Here is a 16,333-nt window from a genome sequence, read left to right on the forward strand (position 1 = left end):
AAGAGCAACAAAAAGGAGCTAGAAAAATTCTAGCTCCTTTTTGTTGCCCAAATATTTTTAAATTATGCTACTTTTCGCCATAACTTTATCTAACCAATAGTCTTAATAATTCGTGCTGGATTACCTGCGATTAAAACATTATCAGGTACATCTTTTGTTACCACACTACCAGCACCAACGACGACATTATTTCCAATCGTGACACCAGGTAAAACAATCACTGATCCACCAAACCAACAATCATCACCAATTGTAATTGGTGCATCATATTGCCATCCTTCACGACGTAAATTTTTGTCCATAGAATGATGATTAGGTGTATATAACTGACAATTAGGCCCAATGAAACAGTGTTCTCCAATTGTTATTTGTCCTGCACTTAAAATCTGTAAATTAGAATTAATAAATGTGCCTGACCCTATTTTTAACATTTCCGGCCATTCTATAGTTGAAATTGGAAAATATATTTCAGCAGATTTTTCCATATTAGGTAAAAATTCTTTAAGCATTTTATCTGCATCATTCGTATCATGAGCCGCCAATTTATTTATTTTATAAATAGTTTGTGCACTTGTTTTAACAGTTTTTTGAGCCCATTCTTCTTTAGAATATTGGTACCAATCGCCATCTATAATTTTCTCAGTAATACTTTTTTTACTCAATCGTTCAATTTCTTTTTCGTTTAAATCTTTCATGTCCCTACCCCCGATATATAATTTTAGATAATTAATCGCCATTTAAACAACATTACCTATCTAAAATTATATCCTTAATAGCAATTAAAAAGCAAAAAATAATAATATCATTTATAAATATACCATCATAAATTCTATAATCTCTTTTCAAAAATTAAATTTTGGTCATTTTGTTCTATAAAGTGATAATTATTAGTCTTAGCTACTTTCAAACTTTTTATATTATTCAAATCTAGTATTATTTTTAATTTTTTTAACTTATATTCCTTTATAGCTAGTTTCTCAAGTTCTGTTAAGGCCTTTGACATTATTCCGCGTCCTACATACGACTTGTCTAACCAATAACCAACCTCAGCAGTTCCCATATGTAAATCTATTCCATGTAAATCAATCATGCCAACGATATTCTTATTAATTTTTATAGCGAAAATTAATTTAGTTTCATCCTTAAAAGAGTCTCTTAAAAAAATTATTTCATCATTAATCGATTTCATAGCATTAACCCATGGAAGCCACTCACTTAATTCAAGACGATTACGACTAATTAAATTAAATATTTCAGTACTATCTTCTAATTTTGGTATCACTATCTGATTTGTAATCATTTTACTTCCCCTTCTTTAAGCAAATCTTACAAATTGCTAACAAAAAACGCTTATACCAAAAGAATGATATAAACGTTTTATTTTAATAATTTATATCATTTTGAATATCAATAATTTCTTGATCATCAGGTACTAAAGCTAAGTAATGTTTAATTGCGTCCTTTAACTCCTCTTGTCGTCCGTTCTCTCTAAAAATAAATATAACAGATCTTAAAAAGTCAACTTGATTAGTAAAATAAGGGTATGCTTCTAAATAATTTTCTTCAGCTTTATCATAATCTTCAAGTCTTTCATATGAAATAGCTAAATTCCAAAATATTTGAGGATCTACATCTCCGTCGCTCTTGATATCTTCTAGTAATTTAATATCTTCATCATCACGTTCTTGCTTAACTAATAAATTACTTAATTGTAATAATATGCCAGTATTATCTGGATTAATATCAATTGCTTTATTTAAATACTTTTCAGCTTGCTTCTCATCGTCCAATTTTAAGGCAACAGTCGCTGCCTGTTCATACAATGTATCATTTACCTCGTCAACCGCTAACCCTTCTTGATAGACAAGTAAAGCATCATTCAATCTATTCTCATCTGAAAGTGCTTGACCAAGAATTGGATATAAGGATGTATACGAAGGATCTTCTTCCTTCAAATCATAAAGAATATCAATTGCTTTTTGTTGATCATTTAATTGTAGATAGGTTAAACCCATCTGTAACTTAGTATCAGAGTCCATATTTTCTAAATGAATTTGTTCTAAATATGCCATTGCTTTTTCAAACTGCCCACTGTTTGCGTAACTAACACCTAATCTTTGTACTAAGTTAACCTGTGACAGTTCAGTCTGTCCTGATTTAATTAATTCAAGATAAAATCCGATTGCCTGACTAAATTGTTTTGTATTAAAATATAGTTCGCCTAAAGCAAATTGGATAACTTCTTCTTCAGGAGCCAACTTATATGCAGTTAATAATTTATTTTCACTAACTTCAAACATACCTTGTGTCTGATATAAATCGGCAGCAACCATAAGAGACTGAAGATAAGCTTCTGAATCTTCTTCAATTTCTGACAAATAGTTAAGTGCTTCATCAGATTTTCCTTCACTAATTGCAATATCTGCCAGGAATGTTTTTAAAGTATCTTCTTCTGGATATTTTTCTAATAATCTTTCATAAGTACGTTTAGATTGAGCTAAAAAACCTAAGCTATATAACTCTTCTGCTAAACTAAATAATGTTGCATCATTGTCTTTTCTTAATGCTCTGGCAAATTCTTTCATTGCCTCATCAATTTGTCCTTCGTCCAAGTAGTCTAGCATAATTTCTGAATGCGTCATTAAATAACTTCCCTTCATTATTAAATTAATATGGTTTAGTTTAATCTATCATACACACAATAGCTAGTAATCTCGTACATAACTATTGTCTATAAAATAAATTATAGATTGAAAAAGCTAGTACAAAATGAATTGTACTAGCTTTTTCTAAGTATTATTTAACAGAATCCTTTAAAGCTTTACCTGGTTTAAATGCAGGTACTTTACTTGCAGGGATTTGAATTTCTTCACCAGTTTGTGGGTTACGACCTTTACGAGCAGCGCGTTCACGTACTTCAAAGTTACCGAAACCGATTAATTGAACTTTTTCACCTGTAGCTAATGTGCTTTGGATTGAACCAAATACAGCATCAACTGCGACAGTAGCATCTTTTTTTGTCAATCCTGTTTCTTTTGCAACATTTTCGATTAATTGTGCTTTGTTTGCCATAATGTTTCACCTCCCCTAAAATGTGTCCGAATATTTAAAAATATTCAGCCATTATTATTTAAAATAAATAATAATAATAGAACCAGAGATTACTCTACTAATTCTTTATTTAAGATACCATACAAAACGTATTACATCAAGGTATTTAACTACTTTAGCAGAAAAAAAGATGGCATGGTAGCGTTTTATCAATTTGAATTATTTTCTTCTTCTTTCAATAACATGAATTGGTGTTCCTTCAAAATCAAACGATGTTCTAATTTGATTTTCTAAGAAACGTTCATATGAAAAATGCATCAAATCAGTATCATTAACAAATACAACGAATGTAGGTGGTTGTATTGCTACTTGTGTTGCATAGTAAATTCTTAAACGTTTTCCATTATCAGTTGGCGTTGGATTATGGGCTACTGCATCCATAATGACATCATTTAATACTGAAGATGTAATACGACGACTATGATTTTCATTTACGCGTTTAATTAATTCGGGTATCTTAGATAATCGTTGCTGTGTAATTGCAGACACAAAAATAATAGGAGCATAACTAAGATATGCAAATTCTTGACGTATATTAGCCTCAAAATCAGATAATGAATGATTATCTTTTTCAAGAGTATCCCATTTATTTACGACGATAATGATACCACGTCCTGCTTCATGGGCATACCCTGCAACTCTCTTATCTTGTTCCCGAATACCTTCTTCAGCATTTAACACAACTAAAACAACATCTGAACGATCAATAGCACGCATGGCACGTAGTACAGAATACTTTTCAGTATTTTCATATACTTTTCCGCGTTTTCTAATACCAGCTGTATCAATCATTGAGAACATATCGCCCTCTTCAGTATCAAAAGCTGTATCAATTGCATCACGTGTAGTCCCTTCAATAGGTGAAACAATAACACGATTTTCACCCAGGATTGCATTCACCAATGAAGACTTACCCACGTTAGGACGACCAATCAAACTAAACTTAATTCGACTGTCATCTTCATCAGGAATATTTTCAGGGAATTTCTTTGTAATCTCATCCAATAAGTCACCAACCCCAAGGCCATGACTACCAGAAACTGGAAATGGTTCTCCAAATCCTAATGAATAGAAATCAAAAATATCTTGTCTAGACTCGGGATTATCAACTTTATTAACCGCTAAAATAACTGGCTTATCAGAACGATATAAAATTTTAGCCACTTTCTCATCAGCATCCGTTACGCCTTCTTTTACACTTACAAGAAAAACAATAACATCAGCTTCATCGATTGCGATTTGTGCTTGTTCAGTGATTTGCGTCAAAAAGGGTTCATCACCGATATCGATACCACCAGTATCAATCAAGCTAAATTTTTGCGCTAACCACTCACTATGAGCATAAATACGATCTCGTGTAACACCAGGAGTATCCTCAACAATTGAAATTCTTTCCCCGGCTATTCTATTAAAAACTGTGGACTTTCCAACATTAGGACGTCCAACAATTGCTACAACAGGATTTGCCATAGATAGTACCTCACTCTCTAAATATCTTTTGTAATAAATAATAAAAACGACTGAACTACAGTTCAGTCGTTACTTAAAAATAATATTTTAATTATTTGTTAGTATCTGCATCTTCTAATGCTTTACCTAAAATATCACCAAGTGTGAAACCAGTACTTTCTTCTGGCATACCACTCATTGTTGATTTAGGAGCTTTAGCTTTTGGTGCAGCTTTTTTAACTGTTTTTTTCTTTTCAGGTTTTTCTTCTGTTGCTGGTTTTTCTTCGAGAGCTTTAATTGATAAAGCTAAACGATGTTCTGCTGGATGTACTTCAAGTACTTTAACTTGAACAGCTTGGCCAGTTTTTAAAACTTCGCCTGGTGTAGCAATATGTGTGTAAGAAATTTGTGAAATATGAACTAATCCTTCAATTCCAGGCATAACTTCAACAAATGCACCAAATGTCGTTAAACGTTTAACAGTACCATCTAAGACGTCATCTACATGGATATCATTTTCAACATTATCCCATGGTTGAGGTAATGTTTGTTTGATTGATAATGAAATACGATTCTTATCTAAATCGATTGCCAATACTTTAACTTTAACTTCTTCACCAACTGATAAGACATCTTCTGCCTTAGAAATACGGTTGTAAGAAATTTCTGAAATATGAACAAGTCCATCAATACCACCAAGATCAACAAATGCACCGAAGTTAGTTAAACGGGCAACTGTTCCTGTTACAACTTCACCAACTGTTAAAGTTTTAAGAGTTTCTACTTTTTGAGCATCTCTTTGAGCTTTAACAATTGCTTTATGTGATAAGATTAATCTATTTTCAGTTGGGTCAATTTCAATAATTTTGAAATCTAATGTTTGATGGTTATATTTTGATAAATCTTCAACAAAACGATCATCAATCATTGAAGCGGGTACGAATCCACGCACACCAGCATCAGCAACTAATCCACCTTTAACAACTTGTGTTACTGTAGCTTCGATTGTAGCATCATCATCAGCTAATTTTTGTAAGTCATTCCAAACTTCACGTTCAGCAATTCTTCTTTGTGATAGTAAGTAACTACCACCTTCTTTATCGCCACCGATACTTGAAATAACAACTAAATCCATAACGTCACCAATTTTGACAACGTCTTCTGTTTCTTCACCAGCTTTAAGTGCTAGTTCTTTAGCTGGTACAACACCTTCAACACCGGCGCCTTCAATACCAACAATGACTTGTTTAGCATCATCGATAGCTAAAACTTCACCTTTTATAACAGAACCAACCTTAACTTCACTTACACTATTTAATGCTTCTAGTAAATCATTATTTTCTTCAATATTACTCATGGACAATGTCCTCCTTAGCGAATAAACTCTATTTATTATTTTAGCTGAAATGAAGAGTAATTACTAGTGCTAATACTCATTTTTCACATTTTATTTTATTATTTGTTAATTATATCCATAATTTTCTGTACGACCCCATCAATATTCATTGAAGTCGTATCTACAAGTATAGCATCTTTTGCCTGAATAAGCGGAGAAATTTCACGTGTAGAATCTTTTCGATCTCGTTCGGCAATTTCAAACTCTAAAACATCAAGTGTTGTATTAATACCCTTAATTTGATTTTCCTTAAATCGGCGAAGAGCACGTTCTTTAACACTCGCAACTAAGAATATTTTAACTTCAGCATTTGGTAATACTGTCGTTCCGATATCACGACCATCCATAACAATTGATCCATCTTCGGCAATTTCTTGTTGTCTTTTAACTAATTCCTTGCGTACACCTTCTTGAGCAGCAACCGTTGAAACATTATTAGTTACCTCAGGTTGCCTAATTGCTTGTGTTATGTCTATATTGTTTATATAGACTAATTGTTCTGGATTTGCTGGTTTAAAAGAAATTATTGTATCTTTTAATAGACTAACTAACTTATCATCATTATCCAGCGCAACATTCTTTGCCATTGCTTCAAAAGTAATTGCTCGATACATTGCCCCAGTGTCGCAATAAACATAATTTAATTTTTTAGCAACTAATTTAGCGACAGTGCTTTTTCCTGCGGATGCCGGTCCGTCAATTGCAATTTGGATATTATTTTTCATCAAGTAATTCCTCCATAAAAATGGGATTGATTAGATATCAATCCCATATGTATATTATTTAACTCTTATTTTTTGTCCTGCACTAATAGAAGTAGTCAACCCTGGATTCATTTGTAGAAGTTGTTCTGTAGTTAACCCATTGTTTGCTGCAACACGATATATGCCTTGTCCTGCTTCGACAGTTACATATGACTTTGAAGATGCACTTGATGAACTATCAGAGCTGGTTGATTCACTAGACGCTGAGCTAGAGCTTGAATTAGTGCTAGAACTAGCTTTCTCTTTTGATTCAGAGCTAGCTTTTTCTTTTGATGCTTTTTCTTTCGATTCAGAACTAGCTTTTTCTTTTGATTCAGAGCTTTTCTTAGCACTTGAGCTAGAACTATCAGAATCATCAGTTTTGGTAACTATTTTTTTACTTACTGAACTCTCGCTTGTGGTTCTATCTTCTGGTTGGTATACTTTGTTACTTTCAACAATATAAAAAGCAATCGTTCCAATAATAATAGCTACAAAAACAACTAATAACCCCGTAGTTAATAATGAACTATTTTTACTTTTACGTCTATTCGCTGATCGAGAATAATTTCCATTATCGTCTCTATCGTCTTCGAATGATTTTTCCCAAGGCTTTTTTTCTGAATTATCTTTTTTATCACTCATTTTTCAATCCTCCTAAAAACAATTATCATTATTTTACCATAATAATCCAAATTATTCTCAAGATAATTTAAACAATCTTGAAATAATATTATCTGTTGATTGAATTAACTGCTTGTCATCATTTTTGATTATCTTTTTTTCTAATCCAATCTTTTGAAGTACATCCACATTAAATAACGCTGAGCAACAGAATTCATCATGTTCTATTAATTTCGATTCTCCAAAATGGTTTAAAATTTGTTGCTTTCGACAATTACTTGAATTAACAAACATTATCATATTTTGTAATCCAGTTTCTTTTTCAATTTTCCTTTGTCTAAAAAGGAACTGCACCTCTTCAACTGAGCTTTGTTTCTCATAGTAATAATCTAACAGTTTACCTTTTTCTTCTCCAAGACCAACTAATTCCTTATGTTTTTTAAAATACATCCTAATAAAATCATCATCTGGAATGGTTAAATCAATTAAGTTTCTTTGTAGAAACACATCATTTTCTTGAGAAAAAACAATTGCGATACTCTGCTGGCCATCTCGTCCAGATCGGCCAAATTCTTGTACGTAGCTTTCAAAATCAGCGGGCATATGATAATGGATAACGTATCTAATATCTTTCTTATTAATACCCATACCAAAAGCGCTTGTTGCACATATAACATCTATTTGATTTTCCATAAATTGTCTTTGTACCGTATACCTTGCCATATCATTCAAGTCAGCATGGTACGGTTCAGACCTTAATCCAGTGTTATTATTTATTAAATCTGAGACCTCATTTGCCTTTTTCTTGCTCGAGAAATAAACGATTCCAACACCCTTGATTTTATTCAATAAATTTAATAATTGCTTATTTTTATCAGATTCATCATGCACTTTTAAGACACTTAAAAAAATATTACTTCTATTAACCGATTTAATGATTTTATGAAAATCTCGACCTTCTGTTTTTAATTGTGTCATAATATCATTCTGAATATTTAGTGCAGCTGTGGCTGTCAACGCCAAAACGCAAGGTGTACCAAGTTTCACAATTGCATTATTCAAATCCAAATAATCAGGCCTAAAATCTGGTCCCCAAGTGGAGATACAATGTGCCTCATCTACAACAAATAGTGATACATCTATTTGTTTAAGGGCATTTATCACTTCAAATTGACTTAGCATTTCAGGAGATAAATAAACAAATTTATAAGATTGTATATTTTTTAACACATATTTTTTTTCAGAATAACTCAATATTGATGTTAATCCAATAGCTGTCCCATTACCACGAAAATTAAATTGACTAACTTGATCTTGAATTAAAGATAACAACGGTGAAACGATAACTGTCGTACCATTCATAAGATAGCCAGCTAACTGATAACACAATGATTTCCCAGTCCCTGTAGGTAGTACTGATAACGTGTCTTGACCAGATAAGATAGTTTCTATGGTTTCTTCTTGGCCTATCATAAATGAATCGAATCCAAAGTATTCCATCAATTTTTCTTTTAAATTAATTTTGGACATCTATTTTACTCCTATAAATTTGATACAAACGATAATCGAAAAAATTTATATCAGGTTTCTTATTTTGTATTATTTTAAAAGGTACTTGATCAATATCTCTCCCCATAATTTCAGATAAATCATTAACTATTTTTTTTGTTAAAAAAGTATCAAATGGAAATTTTTCACTAATCATTGCTAATTCAAGTAAATGTTCAAAAATTGTACTAGTCTTCAATCCTCTACTTTTAGCCACATCATTAACAGATAGGCCCATAGTAATTAATCTCATCGTTTCCTTTGCACTTTCAGAAATAATTCCTGTTTTTAGAATTGACTGAACTAATTCTTTGAACACACTTTGTTTTTGCTCCTCAATCCAACTAGCAAAAAAATTTATTGTATCTCTGTATATTAATTGAATCTCCATTTCTGATAGATTCAACTCATTTGCTAACTGTTTATTGGTCAATCCATTAAGATTATGACCAATTAATTTGTTCATAAATATTAAACTAGAATTTGTATCAATTTTTTGCACGAACAATCGTAATTCTAAATTAACTTGTTTTGTTAGTATTGTTTTGTCATTATTAGAAATCCATTTTTTGATATTAAATTTAGTTAATTCGGATGTTACGACAGGATAATAATGACGATTAACAAAGCTAAGTTCAGATACAACTTGTATAGCTAAAATACAAGTTTCTGACCATTCATTAAATTTATATTGATTTATTAATTTAGGGTGCTTAATTTGATATAAATCGCTTTTCGCTTTTTTTTGTCGAATTAAACCATTTTGCGTTAACCGAACTTGCCCATTAGATTCAGTGAGTAATTTATTTTGTTTCAACTTAGAAAGTATTTTTTGATATATTTCATTTGTAAATTGAGGATCAATACTAAAATAATCTAGCAAATCATAACGCATTCCCCAATATATATTGGAAACAGTATTCCGACCTGTAATAATGCTAAATATTACATTAGGTCGCCGATATTCGACATTAAACATTTGTAAGAGATAATCTTCAACCATAAAATACCATCCTTATAAAATAAAATGAGGAAGAATCACTTAAGAATTCTCCCTCATTAATTATACTATAGTTGTTTATATTTTTTATTATTTAACTGAACCCAACCATACATTCTCTGATATAAAAGACTAAATAACCCAACGACCAGAATTCCTTTTATAATATTAAAAGGAACAATACCAACAATAACGTACTTGGATACTGACATTCCGATATTCATACCGATAACATTCAAGTACACTGGTAGAATTACAAAATAATTTGCAATAGATAATACAGCAGTTAGTACAAAGGTACTCACTAAAACTGCCAAAATACTCTTTCCAAGTGTTGGCTTAAGGTTTCCTTTACCTTTGAGAAGATAATATGCTGGAAATGATACCGCCATTGATGCTAAGAAATTACTTCCAACACCTATCAAGCTGGCAATATCTGTTCCAGTTGAAACTAGATACAGCAATGAACGAACGACGGCAACCATCACACCGCTCATTGGTCCCAAAATAAAAAATCCAATTAAAATTGGTAAATCACTAAAATCAATTTTTAAATACGGAAAAATTACTGGGAAAGATAAAAACATTAATACGTATGAGATTGCAGCTAAGAACGCTGTAATCACAACTTTATAAACTGGTGACCGATTCATACTAGAAAACCTCCTGGAAGGCCATCTTCAATGAAGAACCTTTCAAGTAAATAAAAATGAACGCCATTAATCACTAAAGATTAACAGAGTTCATTTGAAATTACTTACTCAAATAAGCCCTATCTTCTTTATCCAGACTTTAACTGTCGGTACTGGAATTACACCAGTCCAGCCACATATACAATGTGGGTCGCGGACTATAACCGCCGGTCGGGAATTACACCCTGCCCCTGAAGACGAACCAAATATTTTATTACGCTACAAAATATAACATAGGATAAAATAAGTTACAATTATTTACGCTCGGCGATACTTTTCAATGCATGAACTTCTTCTTCAGATAACTCACGGTATTGACTCGAAGTTAATCCATATAAATCTAAGAATCCATAAGTTTCACGTTTTAATTTTTCCACTGGATGTCCGACCTCTGCCAACATATTTTTAACTTGATGATTTCGGCCTTCATGAATTGTTAATGAAACAATTGCTTTTTGCTTATTTTTATCTGCTGAAATAATTTTTGAATGAGCAGGAGCCGTTTTCTTACCATCAATTACAATTCCTTGACGTAACGTTTTTAAATCATCATTAGATGGAATACCATTCACTTTAGCGACGTAAGTTTTGTCAATCTTATACTTTGGATGAGTCATTTTGTTGGCTAACTCACCATCATTTGTCATTAATAATAATCCAGAAGTATCATAATCTAATCGACCGACTGGATAAATTCTTTCCCTTACACCTGGAAAATAATCCGTAACAACCTTACGATCTTTATTATCCTTAACAGCCGAAATAACTCCTCTTGGTTTGTAGAATAAATAATAGACTAATGGTTCTTCATTTAAACGAATACCATCAACTTCAATTTTATCTTCACTTGTGACCTTAATACCCAACTCACTTGCAACCTTACCATTCACCTTAACATGACCTTCTGAAATCATTTTTTCGGATTGTCTTCGTGACGCAACACCTGATTGCGCCATAACTTTTTGTAATCTTTCTGCCTCTGCCATATTATTCCTCATTTTCTTGTAATTTTTCGTTAAAATTATTTAAAAAAAGTTTACCTATTTCTCCATCAAAATCTTGATTTTCACTAATCACTGGAAGTTCTTTTAGTTCAGTTAATCCAAAATAATTTAAAAATTGCGTCGTTGTTACATATATAATAGGTCTTCCTGGTACATCAAGACGTCCATTTTCACGAATTAGATCTAAAGCAATCAATTTTTGCAGTGATCCTGAACTTTGAACTCCTCGGATATCATCAATTACAAGTCGTGTCACTGGTTGTTTATAAGCAATGATAGCTAGCGTTTCCAGTGCTGCATTAGAAAGTCTTCTTGAATTAGGATTTTCAAAATAATCTTTAATTAAATCTGCTAATTTCTCTTTTGTTACTAATTGATAACAATCATTATATTGAATTAGCTCCAAGCTAGAATTTATATCATTTTTATACTTTAATGATAATTTTTCAAGTTGTTCTTTAACTGCTGATTTCAATAATCCAGTTAATCTAGATAATTCTGCTAGAGATATTCCTTGATCCCCACTCACAAATAAAAGTCCTTCAATATTTGCTAAATGACTCACCTTCGTACCTCCTTAATACAATAATCTATGGTTCAATTTTTAAAATCTGAATCATTTCATGGCTATTTGCTTGTTTCAATTTAATTTGGTTTAATTTTGAAAGTTCTAATATTGCCAGAAAAGTAACAACAATTTCATCAACCGTTGTTGTTATTTCAAAAAAATCACTAAATATTAAACTCTTATTTGAATTTAGAATGATTTTTTTTATTTCTGATATTTTATCAGAGAGTGATGCTAGTTGCACATTAATTTTTTTCTCAATTGGTTGATGATTTATTTGCTTTATTAAAACTCTTTTAAAAGCATTCTCAAGTGTTTCTAAATCCAGGCCAGGTATATCAAGTTGAGGTTTATCAAATCTATTTTTAGGAATACTACTTTGTTCCTTAGAAAAATAATTCGCACGTTTATTTTCCCTGACGCTCAACTCTCCAGCCGCCTCTTTAAAAATTTGATATTCAATTAATTGTTCGACTAGACTTGCCCTTGGATCAGTTTGAGTTTCCTCTACATTGGAAAATTCTGCCGGTAATAACATTTGACTCTTAATTTTCATCAACGTTGAAGCCATCACTAAATATTGACCAATCACATCTAATGACATATTCGTAGTATCTTTAATAATAGTTAAATATTGCTCTGTTATTTCTGAAATTTGAATATCATAAATATCCATCTCAGAATCTTTGATTAAATGCAGTAACAAATCAAGTGGTCCTTCAAAAGAGGTTAATTTTAATGTTACCTGACTAATAGATTTAAATTTTTGACTCATTTTTTTGCATTTCCCATTTTTCAATTAATTTTGTAGTATCAATTGTACCCATGATTTTTTTATCAGGATATAGCGATAATACAGCGTTCAGAATCAAAAAACTAACTTTTTTATGTCTTTCATCTGGACTCAATGATATTGCCCGAACTACGACAACGTTGCCATCATTTTCAATACCAACTATACCAGTAAAATTACCTGCCTCATTTTTCCAAAGATACAAATCTCGATTTTCTGTATCTTGATAACCTTTAATTGCTAAATTAATTCTAGTAACATCCTTCAAGTCAGGTATAAATGACAACAAGCCCATCGCAATTTTTTCATAATCATTCTTATACTTAATAAGCATTATTGTTCTCCTCTACACGCACGGCATTCATGAGACAATTCATATATTTAAAAATAACTAATATACTTGTTTGTTACCGATATATTAATTTAACGTTGAACTAATAAATTATATTTTCAAATAATTTTATTTATTATCTCTTACCTACTAAAATAGTTTTCTATTAATCATCTGTTTCGTTAATTAATTCATCATTATTAGTTTCAAATTCCTCAGGCATTTTTATTAAAATAAGATTACCATCTTCTTGTTTAACATAACGCTCTTTTAGCAGATGTCCAACAGCTCTCTTAAATTGACCTTTGCTGATACCAAAATATTCTTTAATGTCTTCTGGATTACTTTTATCAGTAAAAGGTAATGTTTTTTCATCATTATGACTTAATGCAGCAATCAACATTGCTGCATCATCACTAATTGCTTCATAGGCACGTGGTTTGATAGATAGATTAATTGTACCGTCAGTTCTAATTCCAATTACACGTCCTTCTAATACTTGACCTAATCTAGGTTCATTAAATCTTTCAGATGGATGGATAAATCCAAGATAATCATCATCAGTAATTACAAAAGTTCCAATCATTTTTAAGCGAATAACTGTAAATTTCATATTTTTATTTTTTAATGAGTCATCAGGTTTCTTAGCAATTGATCGAAACATTTCTTCGTCCGCAACATCACCCCAAATACGATCTTTGGCATCAATTTTAAGTCCAACCATTAATCGATCACCAGCTTTTGGCCAAAGTGATTTCATTTCTGGTAAATCATCTAGTGAAACTGCTACATCTTTGTCTGGTAAACCAATGTCAACGAAGACACCTAAATCTCTTCTAACTTTTACAACGTCTCCGAATGCATATTGATCAATGCCAGCTCTAGGAATTATTGTTGATAAACTCAAATCATGATCTTCGTTCTCATACACAAAGCCTGTAACCATCGAACCGTTCGCTAATTGACTGTTTTTTTCATCTTTCAATAAATGCATTGTTATACTATCTTTTTGTACTAAAAATTCTGTATCATTCTCATCAGTTACCATTGCGGTAACAACTTGTCCCATTATTGAACTCATTTATTTCTCCCATTCAAAAAAATATTATTTTATATTTCTTTATTCATATTTTAAAATTACATACTCACATTTTACCTGATATTAGGCTTAATAGCCAATTGAATAGAAATATTGTGTAATAAAAAAGGGGCTGTGACATAAGTCTCTTCAATATGATATTAAACAAGTCTCCCGAAATCTTTTTTGATTTCGGGAGACTTGTTTCTTTTTACTACTTTTTAATATATTATCTAATTAGAAAAATAAAAAGGAACACTGGCCTTCGACCCCCAATGCTCCTTAATTTAATCCTCGAAAGGACTTAAAAATGCAAAATTATTATAACATAAATCAGACTTGTTTAGCCATCTCAACTGACTATATACCAGAAAAGAATAACACTGCGTGTTATATCAATACGCTAATCGAAAAATTAGAAATAAAAGAACCTTATCTTTTTGGTCGCCCCCGTGAATATAATCTTTCAGCTTTATTGAAGTTATATCTTTTTGCTATAACTCGAGGTGTTTTTAGTAGTCGTCGGGTCGCCTTACTAGCACAAGAAAATTTATCGGCACGTTGGTTAACACAAGAGCAAATGCCATCTTACCGAACTATTGTCCGATTTAGAACGTCGAATGAATTAACTGATTTAATTGATCGCAGTTTAGATACCTTAGTCGAATATTTACGACAACAAAATATGATTAGTGATGCCATCTTTATTGATGGTACTAAGGTTTTGGCTAATGCTAATAAATATAGTTTTATTTGGAAAAAGAATACAATACGTTTTGATCAAATGAATCGCGAAGCGATTTTAGAGCTACTAGTTGAATTAAAAACAGCGCATGCTGCTTGTAAAGTCCCAGAAGGCTCCAATCTAACACTAGAAATGATTGAAGAAGTTATCGATCGACTTGATCAGAAATTAGTAGCATTAGACCAGGAAGTTTCAAGAACTAAGAAGATAAGTCCCAATCCAGCTAAAAGAATTCGAAGAACCCTAAAATCTAAGAAGAATCAATTAACTAAACGCCAACATAAATTAAGTGAACATGAAGCACAAATGAAAATATACGGTACTCGAAATAGCTATTCTAAAACTGATCATGATGCAACTTTTATGCGTATTAAAGAAGATCCAATGTTAAATGGTCAACTTAAGCCAGCTTATAACTTACAAATTGCGACCAGTAACCAATTTATTTTGGGCTACCAATTATTTCAAAATCCAACAGATACTAGAACACTTCAACCGTTTCTTAAAACGTTAAGTACTCATAATAAATTAGATAAATACATTGTTGCCGATGCCGGATATGGATCAGAATCAAACTATCGTTTCATTGAAGATGAATTACCAAATCAAACTGCTATAATTCCTTACGGTACCATGATTAGAGAACAAAGCAAAAAATGGCGAACTGATGATAGAAAAGTTATGAACTGGGATTATCATGAAAATAATGATTACTATATTGATCCGCACGGCGTGCGATTTAACTTTAAAGCGTATCGGAAAAGAACCGATAAATATGGAATAGTTCGTGAATTTAAAGAATATCAAGCAGAGTTACTAGATGAGAATCAGATAATTATTCCTGCGGCTAAAACACTTAGAGGTGCACGTCGTAAGATTCAAGTTAACGGATCTTGGGAATATTTTAAGGCACAACAATGTGAACGACTTTCTGAACCAGAAACGGGTCAAATTTACGCGCACCGTAAAATTGATGTAGAATCCGTTTTTGGTCGAATGAAGGCCTCTTTGCCGTTCAATCAATTTCTATTGCGAGGGATTGAGAAGGTTAAAAAGGAAGCAGGTTTGATAGTAATGGCATTAAATATCCAAAAATTAGCCAGTTTAGGAGGTAAATAATACTTCTGTTTTCTATATTTTTTTAAATAAAAAGAAATAAGGCTCCAGAAATCAAAAAATGATTTCCGGAGCCTTATTTTGAACTTTATTGAAGGGACTTATGTCACAGCCCCTTTTCCAATTTTAAAATAT

Annotated in this window: 16 protein-coding genes, 1 pseudogene and 1 riboswitch; of the genes and pseudogenes, 1 reads left to right on the top strand and 16 read right to left on the bottom strand. The window is 31.7% G+C overall.

Annotated features, from left to right (window positions below; genetic code table 11):
- Positions 1-89: 89 nt before the first annotated feature.
- From AC1RPJ_RS03195 to AC1RPJ_RS03270, 16 genes are all read right to left on the bottom strand, one after another.
- On the bottom strand, positions 90-695 hold the full coding sequence (locus tag AC1RPJ_RS03195) for a sugar O-acetyltransferase (protein WP_481761340.1): 606 nt from the start codon (positions 693-695) through the stop codon (positions 90-92).
- A 134-nt stretch (positions 696-829) separates the two neighbouring features.
- Positions 830-1,300, bottom strand: coding sequence for a GNAT family N-acetyltransferase (locus tag AC1RPJ_RS03200; protein WP_481761341.1), 471 nt, complete (start codon positions 1,298-1,300; stop codon positions 830-832).
- Between the two features lie 82 nt (positions 1,301-1,382).
- Positions 1,383-2,642: a tetratricopeptide repeat protein gene (locus AC1RPJ_RS03205; RefSeq protein ID WP_481761342.1), complete on the bottom strand. Its 1,260-nt coding sequence runs from the start codon at positions 2,640-2,642 to the stop codon at positions 1,383-1,385.
- Positions 2,643-2,796: 154 nt separating this feature from the next.
- Complete coding sequence (locus AC1RPJ_RS03210) at positions 2,797-3,072, bottom strand: HU family DNA-binding protein (protein WP_409022511.1); 276 nt, start codon at positions 3,070-3,072, stop codon at positions 2,797-2,799.
- Positions 3,073-3,270: 198 nt separating this feature from the next.
- The gene (der, locus tag AC1RPJ_RS03215; protein WP_409022510.1) at positions 3,271-4,581 is read right to left on the bottom strand and encodes a ribosome biogenesis GTPase Der; all 1,311 of its coding nucleotides are present in this window, start codon (positions 4,579-4,581) and stop codon (positions 3,271-3,273) included.
- 91 nt (positions 4,582-4,672) lie between these two features.
- Positions 4,673-5,917: a 30S ribosomal protein S1 gene (rpsA, locus tag AC1RPJ_RS03220; RefSeq protein WP_481761343.1), complete on the bottom strand. Its 1,245-nt coding sequence runs from the start codon at positions 5,915-5,917 to the stop codon at positions 4,673-4,675.
- A gap of 98 nt (positions 5,918-6,015) precedes the next feature.
- Positions 6,016-6,681 (bottom strand): (d)CMP kinase, encoded by a 666-nt coding sequence (gene cmk, locus AC1RPJ_RS03225; RefSeq protein WP_481761344.1) that lies wholly within the window; start codon positions 6,679-6,681, stop codon positions 6,016-6,018.
- Between the two features lie 54 nt (positions 6,682-6,735).
- The gene (locus tag AC1RPJ_RS03230) at positions 6,736-7,344 is read right to left on the bottom strand and encodes a LysM peptidoglycan-binding domain-containing protein (protein WP_481761345.1); all 609 of its coding nucleotides are present in this window, start codon (positions 7,342-7,344) and stop codon (positions 6,736-6,738) included.
- A 57-nt stretch (positions 7,345-7,401) separates the two neighbouring features.
- Positions 7,402-8,853 (bottom strand): RecQ family ATP-dependent DNA helicase, encoded by a 1,452-nt coding sequence (locus tag AC1RPJ_RS03235; RefSeq protein ID WP_481761346.1) that lies wholly within the window; start codon positions 8,851-8,853, stop codon positions 7,402-7,404.
- The gene (locus AC1RPJ_RS03240; RefSeq protein ID WP_481761347.1) at positions 8,840-9,874 is read right to left on the bottom strand and encodes a helix-turn-helix domain-containing protein; all 1,035 of its coding nucleotides are present in this window, start codon (positions 9,872-9,874) and stop codon (positions 8,840-8,842) included. The genes AC1RPJ_RS03235 and AC1RPJ_RS03240 overlap by 14 nt, the downstream gene beginning before the upstream one ends.
- Before the next feature lie 65 nt (positions 9,875-9,939).
- A complete protein-coding gene (locus AC1RPJ_RS03245; protein WP_409022504.1) occupies positions 9,940-10,524 on the bottom strand; it encodes an ECF transporter S component in 585 nt (194 codons plus the stop codon).
- Positions 10,525-10,641: 117 nt separating this feature from the next.
- Positions 10,642-10,766, bottom strand: a riboswitch (FMN riboswitch).
- Positions 10,767-10,817: 51 nt separating this feature from the next.
- Positions 10,818-11,549, bottom strand: coding sequence for a pseudouridine synthase (locus AC1RPJ_RS03250; protein ID WP_409022503.1), 732 nt, complete (start codon positions 11,547-11,549; stop codon positions 10,818-10,820).
- A gap of 1 nt (position 11,550) precedes the next feature.
- The gene (gene scpB, locus AC1RPJ_RS03255; protein ID WP_481761348.1) at positions 11,551-12,132 is read right to left on the bottom strand and encodes an SMC-Scp complex subunit ScpB; all 582 of its coding nucleotides are present in this window, start codon (positions 12,130-12,132) and stop codon (positions 11,551-11,553) included.
- A 25-nt stretch (positions 12,133-12,157) separates the two neighbouring features.
- Positions 12,158-12,910, bottom strand: a complete 753-nt coding sequence (locus AC1RPJ_RS03260) for a segregation and condensation protein A (RefSeq protein ID WP_481761349.1) — start codon at positions 12,908-12,910, stop codon at positions 12,158-12,160.
- On the bottom strand, positions 12,894-13,262 hold the full coding sequence (locus AC1RPJ_RS03265; protein ID WP_481761350.1) for an N-acetyltransferase: 369 nt from the start codon (positions 13,260-13,262) through the stop codon (positions 12,894-12,896). Before AC1RPJ_RS03265 ends, AC1RPJ_RS03260 begins: the two co-directional genes overlap by 17 nt.
- Before the next feature lie 163 nt (positions 13,263-13,425).
- Complete coding sequence (locus AC1RPJ_RS03270) at positions 13,426-14,340, bottom strand: CvfB family protein (protein WP_481761351.1); 915 nt, start codon at positions 14,338-14,340, stop codon at positions 13,426-13,428.
- Between the two features lie 307 nt (positions 14,341-14,647).
- Between AC1RPJ_RS03270 and AC1RPJ_RS03275 the strand changes: the two are divergent.
- Positions 14,648-16,192, top strand: a pseudogene (locus AC1RPJ_RS03275) (IS1182 family transposase); the annotation flags it as partial.
- Between the last annotated feature and the right edge of the window lie 141 nt (positions 16,193-16,333).

The organism is Dellaglioa sp. CoH-57-MRSF-17, from assembly GCF_056782015.1.

Excerpts from the sequence above, each read along its gene's own strand:
- AC1RPJ_RS03195 (WP_481761340.1), bottom strand. The coding sequence starts at position 695 with ATGAAAGATTTAAACGAAAAAGAAATTGAACGATTGAGTAAAAAAAGT.
- AC1RPJ_RS03200 (WP_481761341.1), bottom strand. The coding sequence starts at position 1,300 with ATGATTACAAATCAGATAGTGATACCAAAATTAGAAGATAGTACTGAA.
- AC1RPJ_RS03205 (WP_481761342.1), bottom strand. The coding sequence starts at position 2,642 with ATGACGCATTCAGAAATTATGCTAGACTACTTGGACGAAGGACAAATT.
- AC1RPJ_RS03210 (WP_409022511.1), bottom strand. The coding sequence starts at position 3,072 with ATGGCAAACAAAGCACAATTAATCGAAAATGTTGCAAAAGAAACAGGA.
- der (WP_409022510.1), bottom strand. The coding sequence starts at position 4,581 with ATGGCAAATCCTGTTGTAGCAATTGTTGGACGTCCTAATGTTGGAAAG.
- rpsA (WP_481761343.1), bottom strand. The coding sequence starts at position 5,917 with ATGAGTAATATTGAAGAAAATAATGATTTACTAGAAGCATTAAATAGT.
- cmk (WP_481761344.1), bottom strand. The coding sequence starts at position 6,681 with ATGAAAAATAATATCCAAATTGCAATTGACGGACCGGCATCCGCAGGA.
- AC1RPJ_RS03230 (WP_481761345.1), bottom strand. The coding sequence starts at position 7,344 with ATGAGTGATAAAAAAGATAATTCAGAAAAAAAGCCTTGGGAAAAATCA.
- AC1RPJ_RS03235 (WP_481761346.1), bottom strand. The coding sequence starts at position 8,853 with ATGTCCAAAATTAATTTAAAAGAAAAATTGATGGAATACTTTGGATTC.
- AC1RPJ_RS03240 (WP_481761347.1), bottom strand. The coding sequence starts at position 9,874 with ATGGTTGAAGATTATCTCTTACAAATGTTTAATGTCGAATATCGGCGA.
- AC1RPJ_RS03245 (WP_409022504.1), bottom strand. The coding sequence starts at position 10,524 with ATGAATCGGTCACCAGTTTATAAAGTTGTGATTACAGCGTTCTTAGCT.
- AC1RPJ_RS03250 (WP_409022503.1), bottom strand. The coding sequence starts at position 11,549 with ATGGCAGAGGCAGAAAGATTACAAAAAGTTATGGCGCAATCAGGTGTT.
- AC1RPJ_RS03260 (WP_481761349.1), bottom strand. The coding sequence starts at position 12,910 with ATGAGTCAAAAATTTAAATCTATTAGTCAGGTAACATTAAAATTAACC.
- AC1RPJ_RS03265 (WP_481761350.1), bottom strand. The coding sequence starts at position 13,262 with ATGCTTATTAAGTATAAGAATGATTATGAAAAAATTGCGATGGGCTTG.
- AC1RPJ_RS03270 (WP_481761351.1), bottom strand. The coding sequence starts at position 14,340 with ATGAGTTCAATAATGGGACAAGTTGTTACCGCAATGGTAACTGATGAG.